The sequence below is a fragment of the Streptomyces sp. NTD91 genome (genome assembly GCF_059510455.1).
In genome coordinates, this window is sequence record NZ_JCAJZW010000077.1 from 1 (window position 1) to 17964 (window position 17964).

Consider the following 17964-nt stretch of genomic DNA (forward strand, 5'->3'; position numbering starts at 1 on the left):
CAGCGTTGTCGGGATCGTCCCCGTACGCCCGGTACGAGGACGACCCTCCGCCTTGCGATGCACCGCACCAGACGCCGCGGACCCCGCCCTCCGGGCGGACGACGCTCCTTTCGAAACACGCCCTAGGAGCGGAACGCGCCCGGGTGGGTCTGCTCCCGTACCGCCGTGAACTGCTGCCGCACCGCCTGTCCCACGGCCAACTCGTCGCCCGGCTCCAGCACCTGCGCCGCCGCGCCCTGCCAGGCCGGGGGCGTCCGCGGGTCGAGGGTGCCCTGCGACACGCCGAGCGCCCAGGCCGCCTGCCGGGCCGCGCCGATCGCCGCGTAGTCCGCGGGCTGCGGCACGACGACCTGCGCGCCGAACAGCGAGGGCGCCGAGGCCTGCACGGCGGGCAGCTCCGCGGCCGGGCCGAGCAGGAAGATCCGCCGCACGTCCACGCCCCGCCCGCGCAGCACGTCCAGCGCGTCGCCGAGCCCGCACAGCATGCCCTCGAACGCGGCCCGCGCCAGATGCTCGGGCTTCATCGACTCCCGCCGCAGCCCCGCGAGGGTCCCCGCGGTGTGCGGCAGGTTCGGCGTCCGCTCGCCCTCCAGATAGGGGAGCAGGACCAGTCCGTGCGCGCCCGGCGTGGACTTCGTCGCCAGCTCCGACAGGCTCTCCAGGTCCGGCAGCCCGAGGAGTTCGGCGGTCCCGCGCAGGGTCCGTACGGCGTTGAGGGTGGTGACGACCGGCAGGTGCATGCCGGTGGCGTCGGCGAGGGAGGTGATCATCCCGGACTGGTCGGCGAGCGCCTCGGGGTGGACGGCCATCACCGAGCCGGACGCCCCGAGCGAGACGACGGCATCGCCCAGCGCGATCCCGAGCCCGAACGCGGCGGCCATGGTCTCCCCGGTCCCGGCGGAGATCAGCAGCCCCTCCGGGGTCGTACCGGCCGCGTCCGACGGGCCGATCACCTCCGGAAGCATCGCCTGGTGCCCGAGCGCCAACTCGACCAGGTCGGGCCGGTAGGCGCCGGTCGCTGCCGACCAGTACCCGGTGCCGGAAGCGCCACCGCGGTCGGTGGTCCTGCGCACCGGCCGACCGAGCAGCTGCCAGACCAGCCAGTCGTGCGCCTGCAGCAGTACGGCCGTCCTGCGGGCGTTCTCCGGCTCGCTCTTGGCGAGCCAGCGCAGCTTGGTGACCGGCTGCGCGGCCGACGGCACGCACCCCACGGCCTGCGCCCACGCCTCCCGACCGCCGAGCGCGTCGACGAGATCCGCCGCCGCGACCTGCGCCCGCTTGTCCCCGCCGACCAGTGCCGGGCGCACGGTGTTGCCCTGGGCGTCCAGCGGGATCAGCGCGTTCTGCTGGGCCGACACGCCGATGGCCTGCACGCCCTCCAGCAGTCCGCCGCCTGCCGCCTCGCCGAGGGAGAGCAGCCAGGCCTGCGGATCCACGTCGCTGGGCCGGCCCTCCACCGGGTGCGGGGCGTACCCCTGCCGTAGCACGGCACCGGTGTCGGTGTCACAGACCACGATGCGTGTGAAGTCCGGTGCGCTGTCCAAGCCGGCGACTATCCCCATGCACCGAATTTTGCAGCATCGGCGGGGGTGCTCGTCGCCTACGTGTCGCTGGTGCCCCAGTCGTCCTCGGGCGTGCCGTTCAGGTTCCGCTCCCGCAGGGACCTGACGCGCTGCGCCACGGTCTCGGGAACCCGGTCCCCGACCTTGTGGCTGACCGTGTGGAAGGCCTTGCCGGCGTACTGGCGGCCCTGCTGGGCGGCGGTCTCGGCCGTGTTGCGCACGGCGGGGTTCTGCGCGATCCGCTGAGCGGACTTCTTCAGCTGCTCGTACCGCTCGCGTCCGGCCCTCGTGCCGAGTACGTAACCGAGGGCCAGTCCGGCGACGAACGTGAGCCGGTAGCGCATGGCTGCCACCCTTCCCTTGCCTAGGACTGCGGTGCCGCGGGGCGGCCGATTGGCGGAGCACCCCCCTGCTTGCGCTAATGTATGTGTCGCAGCGAACGCCCGCCCCCTGGCGAATACCCAGACAGGTACGTTCGATGCAATCGAGGCGATCCTCCGTAGCTCAATTGGCAGAGCAGCCGGCTGTTAACCGGCAGGTTACTGGTTCGAGTCCAGTCGGGGGAGCTTCGGTCCTCCGTAGCTCAATTGGCAGAGCAGCCGGCTGTTAACCGGCAGGTTACTGGTTCGAGTCCAGTCGGGGGAGCGCGGTGAACGAGGGCCCCTTCGGGGTCCTTTTTCATGCCTGCGGGAACCGCCGGGCCTGCGCCGCTGTCCTCAAGGTCGTGAGCAGCGCGGAAGACGGTCTTCCGAAGCAGGAGATCGTATGAGCGGCTATGCTGCGGCAGACGGCGCGCACACATGTACGCGACACGCCGCTATGGGGCGGTAGCTCAGCCGGTTAGAGCAGCGGACTCATAATCCGTCGGCCGTGGGTTCGAGTCCCACCCGCCCCACCAGTGCAGGTCTGTGACCTGCGGAAACGTCTTTTCTCGGCAGGGAGATCATGAACTCCGGCCCAACGGAGAGAATCCGCTGCCCAGGGGCACTGTCGGAAGCCGCCGAGAGTGATCTGACCAATCCAGGTACGGCCTCTGGCCTGCGGCGATACGAGAGATCGGATGCGCTGGAAATCACCTCGCGGTCTCCGTGCCCCAAGATCCAGTGGACGCATAGTGGACGGAGGGCCTGGAGCCGTGTGCAGAGCGGTGTGGCTGGGTCGAGCAGGAACGGAGCCGCCACGCCGCCCGGCGAGCCCCAGCGGTGCGGCCTACAGGTCGTCGGGTAGGAGCCGGAAGGCGGGATGGCCGGTCAGGGGACGGACCATGCGGAAGTGATGGTCGCTGGTGAGCAGGGCGTCGGTGCGGTAGGCGGCGGCCAGGGCGACGTTCATGGCGTCGGTCAGTCCGACACCTTTGCCGCCGTCGGCGTCGGCGTACCCCTCTGCGACCGCGATCGCCGCGCTCAGGTGTGCGCTGACAGGCGGTACCTCGAATCGGCGCGTCGCCACGTTGCGTTCGATGAACCGGGCCGCCGCCAGAGCTTTGCGGGCTCCGGCGCGTGTCGCGATGAGGTAGTCCAACTCGGCCAGAACCAGGGGGGAGATGACCAGGTGGCTGGTCGCTGCCAGTGCCTTTCTGTGCTCCTGGTGTCCGGTGAGGTTCGGGTCGAGCAGGCGGTACAGGCCGTTGGTGTCGGCGATGGCGACCAGGGTCACGCGCCCATCCCCTTGAGCGTGTCCTCGATCTCGTCGTCGGTGAGGTCGGGCAGGCCGAGGTCGGGCAGGTCGAGGTCGACCATGGGGTCGGTCGGGTACGGGGGGACGTCAGCGTCACTTATCGGTACGACCCGAGCCACCGGGGTGCCGTTCTTGGTGACCGTGACGGTCTCGCCGCGGGCCGCGGCGGCAAGGATCTGTGAGGACTTCTGGTTGAACTCGCGGGCAGTGGTCTCCATGTAGTACATGTTACTACTCTTGCGGGTCGGCGACGGTCGGTGCTGCTCATTTGGTGTCCCAGCGGAGCAGCTGAAACGCGAGTCCAGCGGTCGCAGCGGCGAATGCGGCCGGGCCCCCGAGGGCGCGATGCGTGCGGCGATGCCGTGGTGCGGGGTGAGCGTGTCCAGCGGTGCGGTGTCGAGGTGGTGCAGCGGCAGCAGCCGGGCGGTCCACTGCAGCCGTGACGGGGTCTGGTCCAGGTAGAAGAAGCTCACGCAGCGGGGGCAGCGCCGTGGACAACGACTTCACTGCTGTGGCGGCGGTCTTGGAGGGGGCACAGCAGCGGGACGCACGTGCCTGACGACGGCGACCGCTGCGGGAGAGCTCCGTCCCGTCGAGGTGGTGTCATGCGAATGCGCCGAGCACGGATCACTCGATCGGCGGTGCGGGGGAGGCGGCCACCAACAACGCGACGTCAGCCTCCCGGTGACGGCACTCCGGGACCGGTGCGGCTGCCTCGCGCCCTGGGGCGCCGCCTGGGCGTTATGCCCGGGCATCACACCGTGGATCCGCGACAGGGTGAACATCCGTTCCGCTTCGCGCGGGTCGCTGGCGGGACGCAGAGATCAGGGCGGCGCTGAGGGGAAGGTGTCACCTGGGCGACTTGGGCAGGCGGTTCCGGGCGCGCCAAGTGAATGGATTGCTTGAGCGCCTGACGTAGGTCTCTTCGCGGTGGCTGGGGTGTCCTCCAGTGTCCGGAACTCAGCTGAGTGCTCGGTAGCCTCCAAGGTCAGGATGCCAGGTTGAGGGAGAGGACCTGCAGCCCCCGGTCGAGGCCTACGACCAGGAACTCCTCGTACCAGGCCACCGCTAGGCTGACGTGGCGGACCGGTATCTCCATGACTTGTGTCCCGGTGGCTGGATCCCACAGACACACTGTCCGGTCGCTGCTCGCTGTGACCAGCAGCGTGCGACCAGCGTGTTCGACGGAGCGGAGGGCGTTGATCGCGCTGGTATGACGCAGGCCGGGTTCCTCGGAGTTGTGGACGCACTGCCCAGTGGCGGCGTCCCAGAGCCACGTCTCACCGTCTACTGTTGCGGCGGCGATGATCGATCGCTTGCCGATGCGGAAGGAACACATGGTGAGAACAGCCGTCGAAGCGCGCCAACGGTGTCCGGTGCGGTCGCCCGTTAGGGGATCCCACAGGTAGACCCGGCCGTCAGGCCCACCGCTGGCAGAAGCCAGCAGTTGGTCGCCGTCGACATCGACGGCGCACACCGCGTACACGCCATAGGGATGCCTCAGGATGTGGATGGTCTCTGCCGTTTCGGGATCCCATACGCGCACGGTGCAGTCGGCGCTGGCGCTGGCGAGGAGTGTGCGTCCGCTTACCGTCAGAGAGCAGATGGAGTGAACAGCAGCCGTGTGTCCTCGGTACTCCCCGAACACCTCCGCTGATCTCAGGTCCCAAAGGACGACGAAGTGGTCGTCGTCAGCAGCGGCCACAAGGGCGCGGTCGTCGAGGATCAGCGGGCACAAGGCGCGAACGCAGTCGCTCGGGCCGTCCAGAACCTGTTCGACTTGGCCTGTGACGACGTCTCGCACCTGGACTCCATCGTCGCCGCCAGTGACAAGGACTGTGCGTTCATCGACAGACACCACGCACACCGCGTGGACGGCATGGGCTTCCTTGACCTGCACCCTTGCCGGGTCCCAAAGGCGCACCGTGTGGTCGAGACCACCGCTCGCGAGGAACGTGCGTCCATGAACGGGCAGCGTGCACAGCGCCCCGATGTCGTCGCTGTGTCCACGCAGGGTGAGGACGTCGTCGTCAGAAGCGGCATTCCAAAGTTGTATGGCGTCGCCTGTGGTGAAGGCGAGCAGTGACTGGCCCTCCACCTCCAGCGGGCACAGCCTGAGCACCGGTTCTGCACGGCGACTGAGGGTCCGCACCACTTTCCCCGTCACGGGGTCCCATAGCCGTATGGTTGCATCCGCACTGCCGGTGGCCAGCAGCACGTGACCACCGACCTCGATCGCGCACATGGCGTTGATCGCCTCCTTGTGCCCGGTCAGCAAGTGCAACGGCGTCTCAGTGGAGAGCGGATTCCAGATGAGCACGGTTGCGTCGACGCCTGCCGAGGCGAGCAGATCACCGTGAGGCGACGGGACGCTACACACGGCGTTGACCCAGTCGGTGTGCCCTGTGATCAACCGCACGCATTCTCCAGTGTTGGGATCCCAGAGACGTACCGTCGTGTCTGCGCTGGCGGTGGCCAAGTATTTACTCTCCCCTGCCTGAAGTTGGCAGAGGTCGTACACCGTGGCGTCATGGCCTTTCAGGGTGCGGAGCTGCCCGGCACGGGTGTCTGTCGCCGGATTCCATAGGTGTACTGCGTCTCCAGAGCCGATGGCCAGGTGCGGATGGTTGTCGATCGTGCACTTCCAGAGTGCCCTGATCCCTCCGAATCGGGGCCGCAGGACTCGCGTCAACCGAGCCAGGACCGGGTCCCACAGACGCAGAGTGCCGTCCTCCGCTGCGCTGGCGAGCGCGGAACGTCCCCTGACGACGAGGCCGCACACTGCGCGGACCTCTTCCATATGCCCTTCGAGGACAGCTTCCTCGGCCTGCGGAGCGACCTGCGCCCACGCGGCCCGGTAGGAGCTGCTGGCCGCGTACTCCTGATAGGTGCGGCCGAGCCCCTCCTGGGCTTCGGTGACGCTGAACAGCGCCGCACGCTGCGCAGGCTCGGCGTCGATGGCCAGGGGCGTCTGACGCAAAATCAGGGCATGCCCCCGCGTCTCGGGTGTCCGCGTTTGCCCCACCACGGGGATCAGCCGGCGCAGGTCGGCGTGGAGGGGGTACGACGCGTCGGCGAGCAGGTCGTCGACGACCTCGCCACGCGACGCGTGCCGGGGCAGCGAACGCAGAAGGTATGCAGGTGCCTTGTCCCAGCCGCACGCCCGTCCGTGGGCGATGAAGGCGCGAGTGAGAGCGCGTTCGTCGCCCTCCGTGGCTCCGCTCTTGACGCGGGGCTGCCTGAGTGCATCGTCGAGTGCCTGGTGGAAGAGACGGAAGACCCCGGTGTTCTGGTCGTTGACACCAGTTTCGATCAGGAAGTTGGCGGCCGCCGAACGAGCGAACGTGCGCAGTCCGTCCTCCGTCGGACGCGTGCCATGCAGCGCCGAGATGGCGACGCCCCAGAGGGGGAGCGGTAATCCCGGGGCTTCGGCGTAGGCGAGCGCAGTGAGCACCGTTTCCGCGGCAATGCCATCAACCGAGGGCAGCCGTGCCAGGTATTCGTGCAGCGCCGCGGTGACCGTGGGGGTGAACGAGATGTCCGCCGGGGCCACGGCGACCGTGTCGCGCAATCCACGGCCACGTGACGTCAGCCCTGCCACCAGGAAGTTGCCATCAGCCAACTGGGCGATACGGGCGGCGACGGGGCGGGCCACGCGGTCGTCGGCGTACGGGTTGCCTTCTCTTTCATCGCCGAGCAGTTGCAGTGTGGCCTGCGCGTACGCCGCGAGGTCGGCTTCCTCGAAGAACGTGGGGTCGTCCAGGTCGATAACGCGTGCGGCTTCGCCGAAGGCGGCGAGCAGGTCTCCTTCGTCGTCCCGGCGCCGGCTGCCCACCAGGATGCGCACCCGCAGGTCCGCGCATGTTTCGGCGAGGGGAACGGCGATCTGGCGGGCGATGAGCCGGGCCTGCTTGGCACTGGTGGCCTCGTCGAGGGCGTCAATGACGACGGTGAAGGGCGACCGTGAGGCATCGGTGAGCGCCGCCCGCAGGCCGGGGGCGAGATCGCTCACAGCCTGCGGAATCGCCGCGGAAGCGGCGCGGGCAATCTCGCGGGCGACTTCGAGTGCGGTCTTGCCCTTGGCGTGAACGGCGCAGGACACCGAGCCCAGGGGAGCGCGTACAGCGTCGTCCGCCTGGGGCAGAGTTGCCGCGATGGCGGTGTCGGCAGACGTCACGACCCGCCCGAGCACGGCCGACTTTCCTACCCCGGGGGATCCGGTGACCACCAGGACATGCCTGGGCTTCTCATCGGCGGTGATCCAGTCGACGATCTCGGTCAGGGCCGCGGTGCGACCGCGGAACCGGAAACCCCGCTCCGAATCCGTGCTGACACCGCGCGCCCGTGGCTTCCAGTGTCGTCCGGCCTCGGGGTCGTCCTCCAGGGTCCAGCCCCAGGCAGCGAGCGCGCTTTCACCTGCATCTTGAGCCGACCACTCCGTCAGGGCGGACAACTTTTGGTCGGGAAGGCACTTGTCTGCCTGAAAGAACGTCAGTGCACGCGCGTCCCCCGAGCTGTTCGCCTGGCCCACCATGCCGACCACAGCCTGATAAGTGGGGGACCAGAGGGCGGCGCCGCTGTAGCCGGGGCGCACTGGGTACCGCGAGGCGGTGTCCAGCCGGATCCAGCCGTAAGCTAGCTTCTCTCCCACCTCCCCGTCGGAGGAGTTGCCGAAGACGTCGCTGTCAGGGAAGCCGAAAGACCACCACGGCTCGCCCACGAGGTCTCCGGCGGTGGGACGGCGTAAGGGTGCCGCCCATTCATCGGGAATGTTGTCCGCGAGCACCAGGATCGCGACGTCCTGTGTGCGCCGCCTGCCTTCAGGGCTCGGAGCGATCACCTCGCTGACCAGCAACCGCCGGTCCATGAGCTGGTCAGACTTGGGAAAGGCCACCCAGAGCGCGGCGCCCTTGTCCCACGAGGGACAGGCGACGTGGGCACAGGTCATTACGCGCCGGCTATCGATGAGGAACCCGGATCCCAAGGGACGGTCGTCATGCTCGTCGGCGTGCACTGCCGCGACCCAAGGGTCGTTGCCCGGGCGCGGACCGGTGCCCATGGACGCGTTCACGGGCTGTCGGGGGCCGCGTTCGATGTCTCGCCGGGTCGCCAGACGAGGGTGATCTCGAAGTTTGCCTCGGTGGCGGCCTTGGCCACCAACCACTGCGCCGTTCCGGTGGCTTTCACGCCGAACTTGACCTCCACCTCGGCCGGGCGTACCTCCCGCACTCGGTCCAGGACAGCACGCGCGGCCTCCACGGCTGGTCGCACGGCTTCGCGGACCCTACCTACCACCTCTTCCGCCCCCACCGGTCTGAAGGTGTCCGTCTCCTCGATCTCGAATCGCACAACGGTCTCGTCGTCAAGTGCGTACGAGACCTGCTGCGTTGTCACGTCAGCTCCCCCTGTTTCTCACTTGATTGACAGGCATTGTGCCCTTCGGGCCTACCGCTGCGCGAATGGGGGAGGCGGTCAGCCCGCCGTCGAGCTTGGTCTTTGGGCAGGCGCACTCCAAGTGCCCAGCGGCACGTTCTTGCATGGCGGCTTTCGGCACCCTTCTTCAGTCGCCGGCCACGCATTGCCTTCGTGGCGCTTTGCTCCGGAAAGGCACTCCGCTGCTCGACTTTTCGACACCCACGAGGCACCAGGCTTCTGCCTGCACACCTGCCCGCGGCGAGGTCCCAGTGGCCGTCACGCATGGCTTGCCGTGCATCCGTAGTGGACACGCAGCACGCGCAGGTGCGAAGGGGGCTGCACACCGCTGACCTGCTGTGTCACGGCGGGCGCCCTGACGCCCTTGTCAAGGCTCTGACCTGCGGCGATCCAGAACAAGCTCCACTGCTGGAGGTTACGCGGTGCAGCCGGAAAGCGAGATCCAGGGGACGCGCAGGGGACGCGAGGGAAACGGAGCGGCTGCAGGAAGCCGGGCGGCCTGACCGCCGGCGCCGTCGCTGTCCACCTCGCCCCAGCCTGCCGGACACCGCTCTCCGGCCTCTCTTCGGCTTGAGATGTCGAATGTCAAGCAGAGGAGGTCATAAGAGGCCTCCCGAGACGTCGGCGCACTCAGTGCCGCCAGTGCCTCGGCTGCCCGCAGGGCAGGCAGCGGGAGTCGGGGCAGCGCGAGGGCGACCGAGCCCGGGCGTATCAGGCGTTCGGCCGGTTCGCTCACCGAGCGGGGCTCCGGCGGGGCCACGGCATCCAGCCGTGCCGCGAGTACCTGCTCCAGGTGTTCGGCGCCGAGGCGGTGGAGCCATGCTGCGAGGGTCGACTTACCGGACCTCACTGATCAGTGCAGCTCGTCGAGGGAAACGCCGCGCTTCGCGCCGACAGGCTGGGCGAGACGCGCTGTGCCGTACGGCCTCCAAGCATGGCGCATCGGGCGGGTGCCGCAGGGCCGTCGTCGAGAAGAGGTTCGCGGACAGGGCCGCACAAGGTCTCTCTCCCGGCACAAAGTCGTCGCCGTGCGGCAGATGGAGAAGCCGGAGGGGGATCGGTGACGAAGGGCGAGAGGGGACCGTAGCCGTGCGGAGGGCTGCACGGTGGGCCCGTAGTGGAGCCGGCGTCCCCGGGGGCGGCCAGAGCCTCGGCGTCTGCAGCGCGGGCAGCGGGAGGGGCAGCGCCACGACCACCGAGCCGGGCGCTGCAGGTGTTCGGCCCGTTCGCTCGCCGAGCGGGGCTCCGGTGGCACCGCGGCGTCCGCCCGTGCGTCCGGTACGTACTTCAGGAGCTCGACATCCAGACGGTGCAGCCACGTGGCCAGGGTCGACTTACCGGTCTTTACTGATCCTTCACTGATCAGTGCATCGTGAGGGGGGATGGCTGGGCCCGCGCCGACGGGCCGGGGCGGCACGGGGCAGGCGACATCCCGGCGGGCGCACTGCCTTGGCAGTACACGGATCGGTCTCCCGTAAGCCCGTACCGGCCGGGCCGTGCCAGTACCTGTCCGAGGCCGACCGCTGGCGCGTCGGCGGGGGTCACGCGGTGCCCCGGCGGATCAGCCGGGTCGGGGTGATCACGGAGGACGGGGGGCGGCCGGCGCCGGCCTCCTTCGCCGGTTGGTCGAGACTGCGCAGCAGCAGCCGTACCATCAGCCGGCCGATTTCCTCGATCTCCTGACGGACCGTGGTCAGCGGGGGGTCGGTCAGCTCGGCCACCTTGACCATGTCGTCGAAGCCGACGACCGCGACGTCCTCCGGCACCCGGCGCCCGCGCTCCCGCAGGACGCGCAGTGCTCCGCAGGCCATGAGGTCGGAGGCGACGAAGACGGCGTCCAGGTCCGGGACGCGGTCCAGCAGCTCGGCCATTGCCCGTGCGCCGCCCGCTTCCGTGAAGTCCCCTTCGGCGATGAGTTCCGGGTCGGCGTCCATCAGCATGTCGTGGTAGCCGTCGAGCCGGTCCACGGAGGCCGTCTGGTCCATCGGCCCGGTGATGGTCGCGATGCGTGAACGTCCCAGCGTGATGAGATGGCGCACGGCCTCGCGGGCGCCGCCGCGGTTGTCGGAGTCGACGTACAGGATGCTGCGGTCCGCTTCCGCCCCCGGCCACCCGGGGCGGCCGCCGAAGACGGTCGGAATCCCCACTCGGCGGGTGATGGCGGGCAGGGGGTCCTCGTTGTGCAGGGAGAACAGCACGGCGCCGTCCGCGTGGCCGCCGGCGAGATACCGGCCCACGCGGTCGTAGTCGGCCGGGCCCTCGACCAGCAGCAGCACGAGTTGAAGGTCGTGGCTGGCCAGTTCACGGCTGATGCCGAGCAGTTGTTCGGCGAAGAACGGGTTGGAGAAGACCTTGATCTCCGGCTCGGCGACGATGACGGCGATGGCCCCGGTGCGCCGGGTGACCAGCGTGCGGGCCGCGTGGTTCGGTACGTACCCCAGTTCCTCCACAGCGCGGCGGACCTTCTCCACCAGGGCCTCGCGCACGCCGCTGCCTCCGTTGACGACACGGGAGACGGTGGCCCGGGAGACGCCGGCCCGTTCGGCGACGGCTTCCAGGGTGGGGCGGGGTACGGAGTTCTGGTCGGACAAGGAGCACTCCTCTCGGGACGGGAACAGCGTAGCTCCCGCGTGACCGGGTGAGAGCCCATCGATGGAGAGCGCTCTCACCAATCAATCCTGGGGGAGGTGTCCGACCGGTCGGATCCGGTGAGCGTGGCGCGGTACCCCGGCACCCGGCGGCGGTCAGTCCTGCGGCAACCTGCCGTGAGCCACCACATGCGCGTACCAGCGGGCGCTGTCCTTCGGCGTGCGGCGCTGGCTGGCGTAGTCCACATGCACTATGCCGAATCGCTTGCCGTAGCCGTAGGCCCACTCGAAGTTGTCCAGCAGCGACCACACGAAGTAGCCGCGGACGTCCGCGCCGGCCGCCATCGCCCGGTGCACGGCCTCGAGATGCGCCCGGAGGTAGGTGATCCGCTCGGGGTCGTGGACGGCTCCGCTGGGGTCGGCGCAGTCGTCGTAGGCGGCGCCGTTCTCGGTGACGAGCAGTGGGGTGTCCGGTAGTTCGTCCCGCAGCCGGGTCAGCAGCTCGTACAGGCCCTCGGCGTCCACCGGCCACTCCATGGCGGTGCGTGGGCCCGGCGCGGGTACGAACCGCGCGTGGTCCTGCGCGGCCGGCCAGGGTGAGGGCAGGGGGTGGGAGCCGGCGGCGACCACGGTCGGGGTGTAGTAGTTGATGCCGAGGCTGTCGACGGGGCGGGAGACGACCGGCAGGTCGCCGTCCCGCACGAAGGACCAGTCCGTGAGCCGCGCGGTGTCCGCCCGCAGGTCCTCCGGGTAGCGGCCGTGGAAGACGGGGTCCAGGAAGATCCGGTTGGCCAGCGCGTCGCTGCGCCGTGCCGCGTCCGTGTCTGCGGGGCTGTCGCTCAGTCGGCGGACCGCGGCGAGGTTCAGCGTCAGTGACACCTCGGCCGACGGGTGGGCCTGCTCACGCAGCACGCCGACGGCCAGGCCGTGGGCCAGGTTCAGGTGGTGTGCCGCGCGCAGCGCCGCCTCCGGCTCGGTGCGGCCCGGGGCGTGGACGCCTTCGGCATAGCCGAGGAACGCCGCGCACCACGGCTCGTTCAGAGTCGTCCAGGTCCGTACGCGGTCGCCGAGCGCCTCCGCCACGAGCGCGGTGTAGTCGGCGAACCGCTGCGCCGTGTCGCGCTGGGGCCACCCGCCTGCGTCCTCGAGTTCCTGCGGGAGGTCCCAGTGGTAGAGCGTCAGCACAGGGCGGATGTTCTTGGCGAGGAGCTCGTCGACCAGGGCACGGTAGAAGTCGAGGCCTTTCCGGGACGCCGGGCCGCGCCCCGTCGGCTGGACGCGGGGCCAGGACACGGAGAAGCGGTAGTCCGTCAGGCCCAGGTCGGCCATGAGCGCGACGTCCTCACGCATGCGGTGGTAGTGGTCGGCCGCGATGTCCCCGGTGTCGCCGTTGCGTACTTTGCCCGGCGTCCTGCTGAACGTGTCCCAGATGGACGGGGTCCGGCCGTCCTCGTCCGCTGCTCCTTCGATCTGGTAGGCGGCGGTGGCGGCGCCCCAGCGGAACGCCGGTGGGAACGTCACCGCCGCGGCGGTCGCGGTGTGGGGGGCGATGGTGGTCATCGGGGCTCCATCGTGGTCGTTGCGGATGGTGGTGACCGGGGCTTTTCCTCAGCCCTGTGGCGGTCATGGGGCGTCTTCGGCCCTGCGGGGTCATGGGGGCGCCGGTCCGGTTGTCCGGGGCCGGGAGCGCAGGCGGACGGGTACGGTGCGGCCCCCGGTCGATGTCCGCCTGGTTCCGGCGCGGCAGGCGGCGCGGATCGACCGCGCCGGGGGCACAGGTCGGTGGACCGGGAGCCGTCCGGGGCGAGCGCGACGCGCCCGCACACGGTGGCGCGGGGGAGCTGCGCCTACCCCTTCACGGCGCCCTGCATGATGCCGCCCACGATCTGCCGGCCCAGCAGGCCGAAGACGAGGAGCACGGGCAGGGTGCCCAGCAGGGTGCCGGCCATGATGACGGACTGGTCGTGGACGTAACCCCCGCCGAGCTGCCGCAGGGCGACCTGGACCGTCGGTTCCTGCGAGGTCAGGGCGATGATCGGCCAGAAGAAGTCGTTCCACGAGGCCATGAAGGTGAGCATCGCGAGCACGGCCATGCCGGGCCGCGCGACGGGGACGACGATGCTCCAGAAGATCCGCGCTGTGGACGCGCCGTCGACGCGGCCCGCCTCGATCAGCTCGTCGGGCAGCGCCTGCACGAGGTACTGCCGCATGAAGAACACGCCGAAGGCGGACACGAGTCCGGGCAGGATGACGGCCTGGAGCTGGTTCACCCAGTGCAGCTTGGCGACGACCATGAACAGCGGGATCACGCCGAGCTGCGGCGGAATCATCATCGTGCCGATCGTGAGCGCGAGGAGCGCGTTGCGGCCCCGGAAGTGCAGCTTGGCGAAGGCGAAGCCGGCCAGCGTCGAGCACAGCACGGTCCCCACGGTCACCGACCCCGAGACGATCAGGGAATTGAGCAGCGCCTTGCCGATGTCGGCCTGCTGAAGCACCTGCTGGAAGTTGCGGATCAGGTTGCCGCCCGGCAGCAGCGCCGGCGGAGACTTCGCCAGGTCCGCGTTGGAGCGTGTGGCCGCCACGATCGTCCAGTAGAAGGGGAACGCGGAGACCAGTGCGGCGGCGATGAGGATCACGTAGGCGAGACGGCCCCCGTGGTGCTGGCCTCCCGCCCGCCCCCCGCCCGGGCGGAAGGCAGGTCGGGAGGGCCCGGCGGTCGTCTTGGTGCGCCGTGGCGTGGCGAGTGCGGTCATCGCTTGGTCTCCTTACCGCTGCGGCGGCGGGCGAGGGCGGTGTTGACCAGCACCAGGAGCACGATCAGGAGGAACATCACCCAGGCGATGGCGGCGGCGCGGCCGAGGTGGAAGAAGCCCCAGCCCTGTTCGTACATGTAGAGGCCGAGGGTCTGGTACTGGTGGGAGATGCCGCCGGAGATGCTGCCCTCGAACAGCAGCGGCTCGCCGAACAGCTGGGTGGCGCCGATCGTGGACACCACGATGGTGAACAGGATGGTGGGGCGCAGGCCGGGCAGCGTGACGTGCAGGAACTGCCTCCACCGGGAGGCACCGTCCAGCTCGGCGGCCTCGTACAGGTCGGCCGGGATGGACTGCATTCCGGCGAGGTAGATCAGCGCGTTGTAGCCGGTCCAGCGCCAGGTGACGATGGTGGAGACGGCAATCTGGGAGGCGACCGTGCCGGACTGCCAGTCGACCGGGTGGATGCCGACCAGGCCGAGCAGATAGTTGATGAGCCCGAAGTCGCGGCCGAAGAGCTGGGCGAAGACCAGGGTGGCCGCGGCCACGGACGTGGCGTACGGCAGCAGCATGGTCACGCGGAACAGGGTGCGGCCGCGCAGCTTGTAGTTGAGCAGGTGGGCCAGGCCGATCGCCGTCATCAACTGCGGCACGGTGGAGATCACGCCGATGGTGAAGGTGTTGCGCAGCGCGGTCCAGAAGTACTCGTCGCCGAAGAGCGAGGTGTAGTTGTCCAGGCCCCGCCACTCCATCTGCCCCGGCGTCTGGAGCTCGACGCGGTAGAGGGAGACGTACGCGGTGTAGAGCAGCGGGAACAGCCCGAAGGCGGCGAACAGGGTGAAGAACGGTGCGACGTACGCGTACGGCGACAGCCGGGCCAGGCACCTCCGCAGGGGGGTCGGCGGTCGCGTGGTCCGCGCCGGGGCGGTGGCGGTCAGGGTCATGGGCGAGACCTTCGGTCGGGGCAGGTCGGGGGCAGGCGGGGGGAGGAGGTCCGGGGGGAGCGGCAGGGCAGGTGCCTCGAGGACGGGGCGCGAAGGACCGGTGACAAGTCGGGAAAGGTCCTTCGCGCCCGGGAGGGGGTCAGCCGACCGCGTTCTCGACGCCCTTCTCCGCGTGGCTCCAGGCGGTGCCGGCGCTGGTGCCCTTCTGCTCGACCTCGTTCAGGGCGTTGATGATCTGCTGCGTCACATCGGCGTCATGCACGCCCAGCACCTGCACGGGCGAGGCCTGGGCGGCCTTGCCGAAGATCTCGCCGGTCGGGGCGTTGCTGAAGTAGGCGTCCCTGACGTCCTTGACCGCCTCGATGGCACCGAGGCTGGAGGGGAAGCTGCCCTGCTTCTTGAAGAGCTTCTCCTGCTGCGGTGCCGCCGTCAGCCACTTGATGAGCTCGTACGCCTCCTTCGCGTGCGGCGAGCCCTTGGGGATGGCCAGGTACGAGCCGCCCCAGTTGCCCGCGACCCCGCCGGGCAGCGGGGCGACATCCCACGTGCCCTGGCCGGCGTTGCCGGCCTGGCCCTTGATGTAGCCCAGCATCCAGGCGGGGCAGCCGATGGTGGCGAAGGACCCGCTGCTGAACGCCTGGTTCCAGCCGGGCGTCCACTGGGTGAGCTTGGCGCTCAGGCCCTCCTCGGCGGCCTTGACCGAGGTGTCCCAGGCCGACTTCACGGCCGGGTTGTCCTTGTAGACGAGCTTTCCGGAGGCGTCGTAGTAGCGCTCCTTCTGCTGGCCGACGACCAGGGAGTAGAGGCTGCCGACGCTGTCCATCCAGTGGCTCTTGGGGCCGGCCTTCGCCTGGTACTGCTTGCCCAGCTCGAGGTAGCCGTCCCAGGTGGACCACTTCTTGGCCAGTTCGTTGCGGTCGGTGGGCAGTCCGGCCTTCTTGAACAGGTCGGTGCGGTAGCAGATCGCCTCGGGGCCGACGTCGGTGCCCAGGCCGAGTGTGCGGCCGTCGGACGTGGTGGCCGCCGCCCATTTGGCCGGGGAGTAGTCGTTCTTGAGGTTCTTGGCGCCGAACGCGTTCAGGTCCTCGAACTTGTCGGCCTGCTGCTGGGTGACCGCGGCGATGCGGCCCACCTCGATGCCCTGGATGTCGGCGAGACCACCACCGCCCGCGAGCCGGGTCTGCAGCGCCTTCCAGTAGTCGTTCTCCTGCTCGGTGCTGGACTCCTTGATCGTGACGTTCGGATGGAGCTTCTCGTACTCCGCGTACAGGCCGGCTTCCTTGAAGCCGAACGTGCCGAACAGGTCGACCGTGAGCGTGACCTTGCCGCCGTCGCTCGCGGACGAACCCGATGAACCGGACCCGCAGGCGGCGAGGAGAGCACCGGCGAGTGCGACCGCCCCGAGTCTGAGGGTGGTGCGCCTGACGGCTCGGGAGATGGGCATGGAAGCCTCCCATGGCTTCGGGACGGGATGCGGGGCGTGAGACGCTGAGAGCGTCCTTGACCAGAGCCTTTGAGAGCGCTCTCAGACGGTGTCCAGGAGATTGCCGCAGCAGCGCAGGCCCCGTCAAGAATCGAATGCGTAACGGATCGGGCCGAGCCGGCCCCGGCTCCCTGGGGTCGCTGTCGGCGACGTTCGGGGCGGGCTTGTCCGGCGAGAACTGGGCGGGAGGCGAACGGGGAGCGTCCTCCCGCACCCGTGCCGGATGCGGCTGCGGCGGGGATGGTCGTGCGGGCACCCTTGCGTACGGCGTGCATCGCGCAGCCCTGGCAGACGGGCCCGGTGCCGCCATGTCGGTATGCGCAGCGGGTCCGTGTGCGGTCGGGGTCGGAAAGCGCAAAGCCATCTGGGGCGCCGCAAGCCGTAGGGGGATGCCTGACCGACCTCTGGGCACCTCCGGCCGGACATACCGGATTTCTCCCTCCCTTCCCCGGAAGGACTCTCTCCGTTTCACCTCTTGACAGCCGAAGCGGCGGAGAGCACATTGAGCCCTCATTCAGCGCCTGAGAGCGCTCTCACGATGCCCGCGCGTCAACTCCCCGTACCCCGAGAGGCCCCTCATGAGTGATCCCTCCGGCATTTCCCGTAAACGGCGTTCCCTGAGGCGGGCGCTCGTCGCCGTCCTCAGCACGATGGGACTCGCCGTGGCCGTCGCCATGGCCGCCGCGCCGTCCGCGGACGCCTCGGCCCCCGCTCCCCCGACCGGCTGGACCCAGGTCTTCCTCGACGACTTCGACGGCCCGGCCGGCTCCGGCGTCGACACGTCGAAGTGGCAGTACGACACCGGGACGTCGTACCCGGGCGGTCCCGCCAACTGGGGCACCGGCGAGGTCGAGACGATGACCTCCAGCACGAACAACGTCGCGCTCGACGGCAATGGCGACCTGCTCATCACCCCGCGCCGCAGCGCCAACAAGTGGACCTCGGGCCGTATCGAGACCGCCCGCTCCGACTTCCAGCCTCCGGCCGGCGGCAAGCTGCGTGTGGAGGCGCGCCTGCAGATGCCGAACGTCACGGGCGCCGCCGCCAAGGGCTACTGGCCCGCGTTCTGGATGCTGGGCGCACCCTTCCGGGGCAACTACCAGAATTGGCCGGGCATCGGTGAGCTGGATGTCATGGAGAACGTCCAGGGCCTGAACACCACATGGGCGACGATGCACTGCGGCACCAACCCGGGCGGCCCGTGCAACGAGCCCAACGGCATCGGCAACTCCACCTCGTGCCCGAACACCACGTGCCAGTCCGGCTTCCACACCTACACCATGGAGTGGGACCGCTCGGTGAGTCCGGAGGCGATCCGGTTCTACGTCGACGGCGTCAACTACCACACCGTCACGGCGGACCAGATGGACGCGACGACCTGGGCCAACGCCACCAACCACGGGTTCTTCGTCATCCTGAACGTGGCGATGGGTGGCGCCTTCCCGAACGCGTTCGGCGGCGGCCCCACCGGCACCACCGAGCCCGGCCATCCGATGGTGGTCGACTATGTGCAGGTCCTTCAGT

Annotated in this window: 12 protein-coding genes and 3 tRNA genes; 4 read left to right on the forward strand and 11 right to left on the reverse strand. The window is 69.5% G+C overall.

Annotated features, from left to right (window positions below):
* Window positions 1-122: 122 nt before the first annotated feature.
* Entirely contained in the window at window positions 123-1562 is a 1440-nt protein-coding gene (locus AC5WRT_RS37510) for an FGGY family carbohydrate kinase (RefSeq protein ID WP_496097937.1), read from the reverse strand.
* A gap of 38 nt (window positions 1563-1600) precedes the next feature.
* The gene (locus AC5WRT_RS37515) at window positions 1601-1906 is read right to left on the reverse strand and encodes a YtxH domain-containing protein (RefSeq protein ID WP_496097938.1); all 306 of its coding nucleotides are present in this window, start codon (window positions 1904-1906) and stop codon (window positions 1601-1603) included.
* Between the two features lie 149 nt (window positions 1907-2055).
* Here AC5WRT_RS37515 and AC5WRT_RS37520 point away from each other — a divergent pair.
* From AC5WRT_RS37520 to AC5WRT_RS37530, 3 genes are all read left to right on the forward strand, one after another.
* Window positions 2056-2128 (forward strand) — tRNA-Asn (locus AC5WRT_RS37520).
* 6 nt (window positions 2129-2134) lie between these two features.
* A tRNA-Asn gene (locus tag AC5WRT_RS37525) sits at window positions 2135-2207 on the forward strand.
* Window positions 2208-2383: 176 nt separating this feature from the next.
* Window positions 2384-2460 (forward strand) — tRNA-Ile (locus AC5WRT_RS37530).
* 311 nt (window positions 2461-2771) lie between these two features.
* Here the strand turns inward: AC5WRT_RS37530 and AC5WRT_RS37535 are convergent.
* The 9 genes from AC5WRT_RS37535 to AC5WRT_RS37575 all read right to left on the reverse strand — a co-directional run bounded on the left by AC5WRT_RS37535 (window position 2772) and on the right by AC5WRT_RS37575 (window position 16401).
* Complete coding sequence (locus AC5WRT_RS37535; RefSeq protein ID WP_496097939.1) at window positions 2772-3218, reverse strand: PIN domain-containing protein; 447 nt, start codon at window positions 3216-3218, stop codon at window positions 2772-2774.
* Complete coding sequence (locus tag AC5WRT_RS37540; RefSeq protein ID WP_496097940.1) at window positions 3215-3712, reverse strand: type II toxin-antitoxin system Phd/YefM family antitoxin; 498 nt, start codon at window positions 3710-3712, stop codon at window positions 3215-3217. Before AC5WRT_RS37540 ends, AC5WRT_RS37535 begins: the two co-directional genes overlap by 4 nt.
* A 515-nt stretch (window positions 3713-4227) precedes the next feature.
* Window positions 4228-8253 (reverse strand): AAA family ATPase, encoded by a 4026-nt coding sequence (locus tag AC5WRT_RS37545; protein WP_496101044.1) that lies wholly within the window; start codon window positions 8251-8253, stop codon window positions 4228-4230.
* A gap of 53 nt (window positions 8254-8306) precedes the next feature.
* Window positions 8307-8633: a CU044_2847 family protein gene (locus AC5WRT_RS37550; protein WP_102911202.1), complete on the reverse strand. Its 327-nt coding sequence runs from the start codon at window positions 8631-8633 to the stop codon at window positions 8307-8309.
* A gap of 1580 nt (window positions 8634-10213) precedes the next feature.
* A complete protein-coding gene (locus AC5WRT_RS37555) occupies window positions 10214-11263 on the reverse strand; it encodes a LacI family DNA-binding transcriptional regulator (RefSeq protein ID WP_496097942.1) in 1050 nt (349 codons plus the stop codon).
* 153 nt (window positions 11264-11416) lie between these two features.
* Window positions 11417-12820, reverse strand: a complete 1404-nt coding sequence (locus tag AC5WRT_RS37560; RefSeq protein ID WP_496097943.1) for a GH1 family beta-glucosidase — start codon at window positions 12818-12820, stop codon at window positions 11417-11419.
* A gap of 287 nt (window positions 12821-13107) precedes the next feature.
* On the reverse strand, window positions 13108-14013 hold the full coding sequence (locus AC5WRT_RS37565) for a carbohydrate ABC transporter permease (protein WP_496101045.1): 906 nt from the start codon (window positions 14011-14013) through the stop codon (window positions 13108-13110).
* The gene (locus tag AC5WRT_RS37570) at window positions 14010-14957 is read right to left on the reverse strand and encodes a carbohydrate ABC transporter permease (protein WP_496097945.1); all 948 of its coding nucleotides are present in this window, start codon (window positions 14955-14957) and stop codon (window positions 14010-14012) included. Before AC5WRT_RS37570 ends, AC5WRT_RS37565 begins: the two co-directional genes overlap by 4 nt.
* A 139-nt stretch (window positions 14958-15096) precedes the next feature.
* On the reverse strand, window positions 15097-16401 hold the full coding sequence (locus AC5WRT_RS37575; RefSeq protein ID WP_496097946.1) for an ABC transporter substrate-binding protein: 1305 nt from the start codon (window positions 16399-16401) through the stop codon (window positions 15097-15099).
* Between the two features lie 617 nt (window positions 16402-17018).
* On the opposite strand from AC5WRT_RS37575, the gene AC5WRT_RS37580 reads away from it, so the two are divergent.
* Window positions 17019-17964 (forward strand): glycoside hydrolase family 16 protein (locus tag AC5WRT_RS37580; protein ID WP_496097947.1); only part of this gene is annotated, 946 nt, incomplete at its 3' end.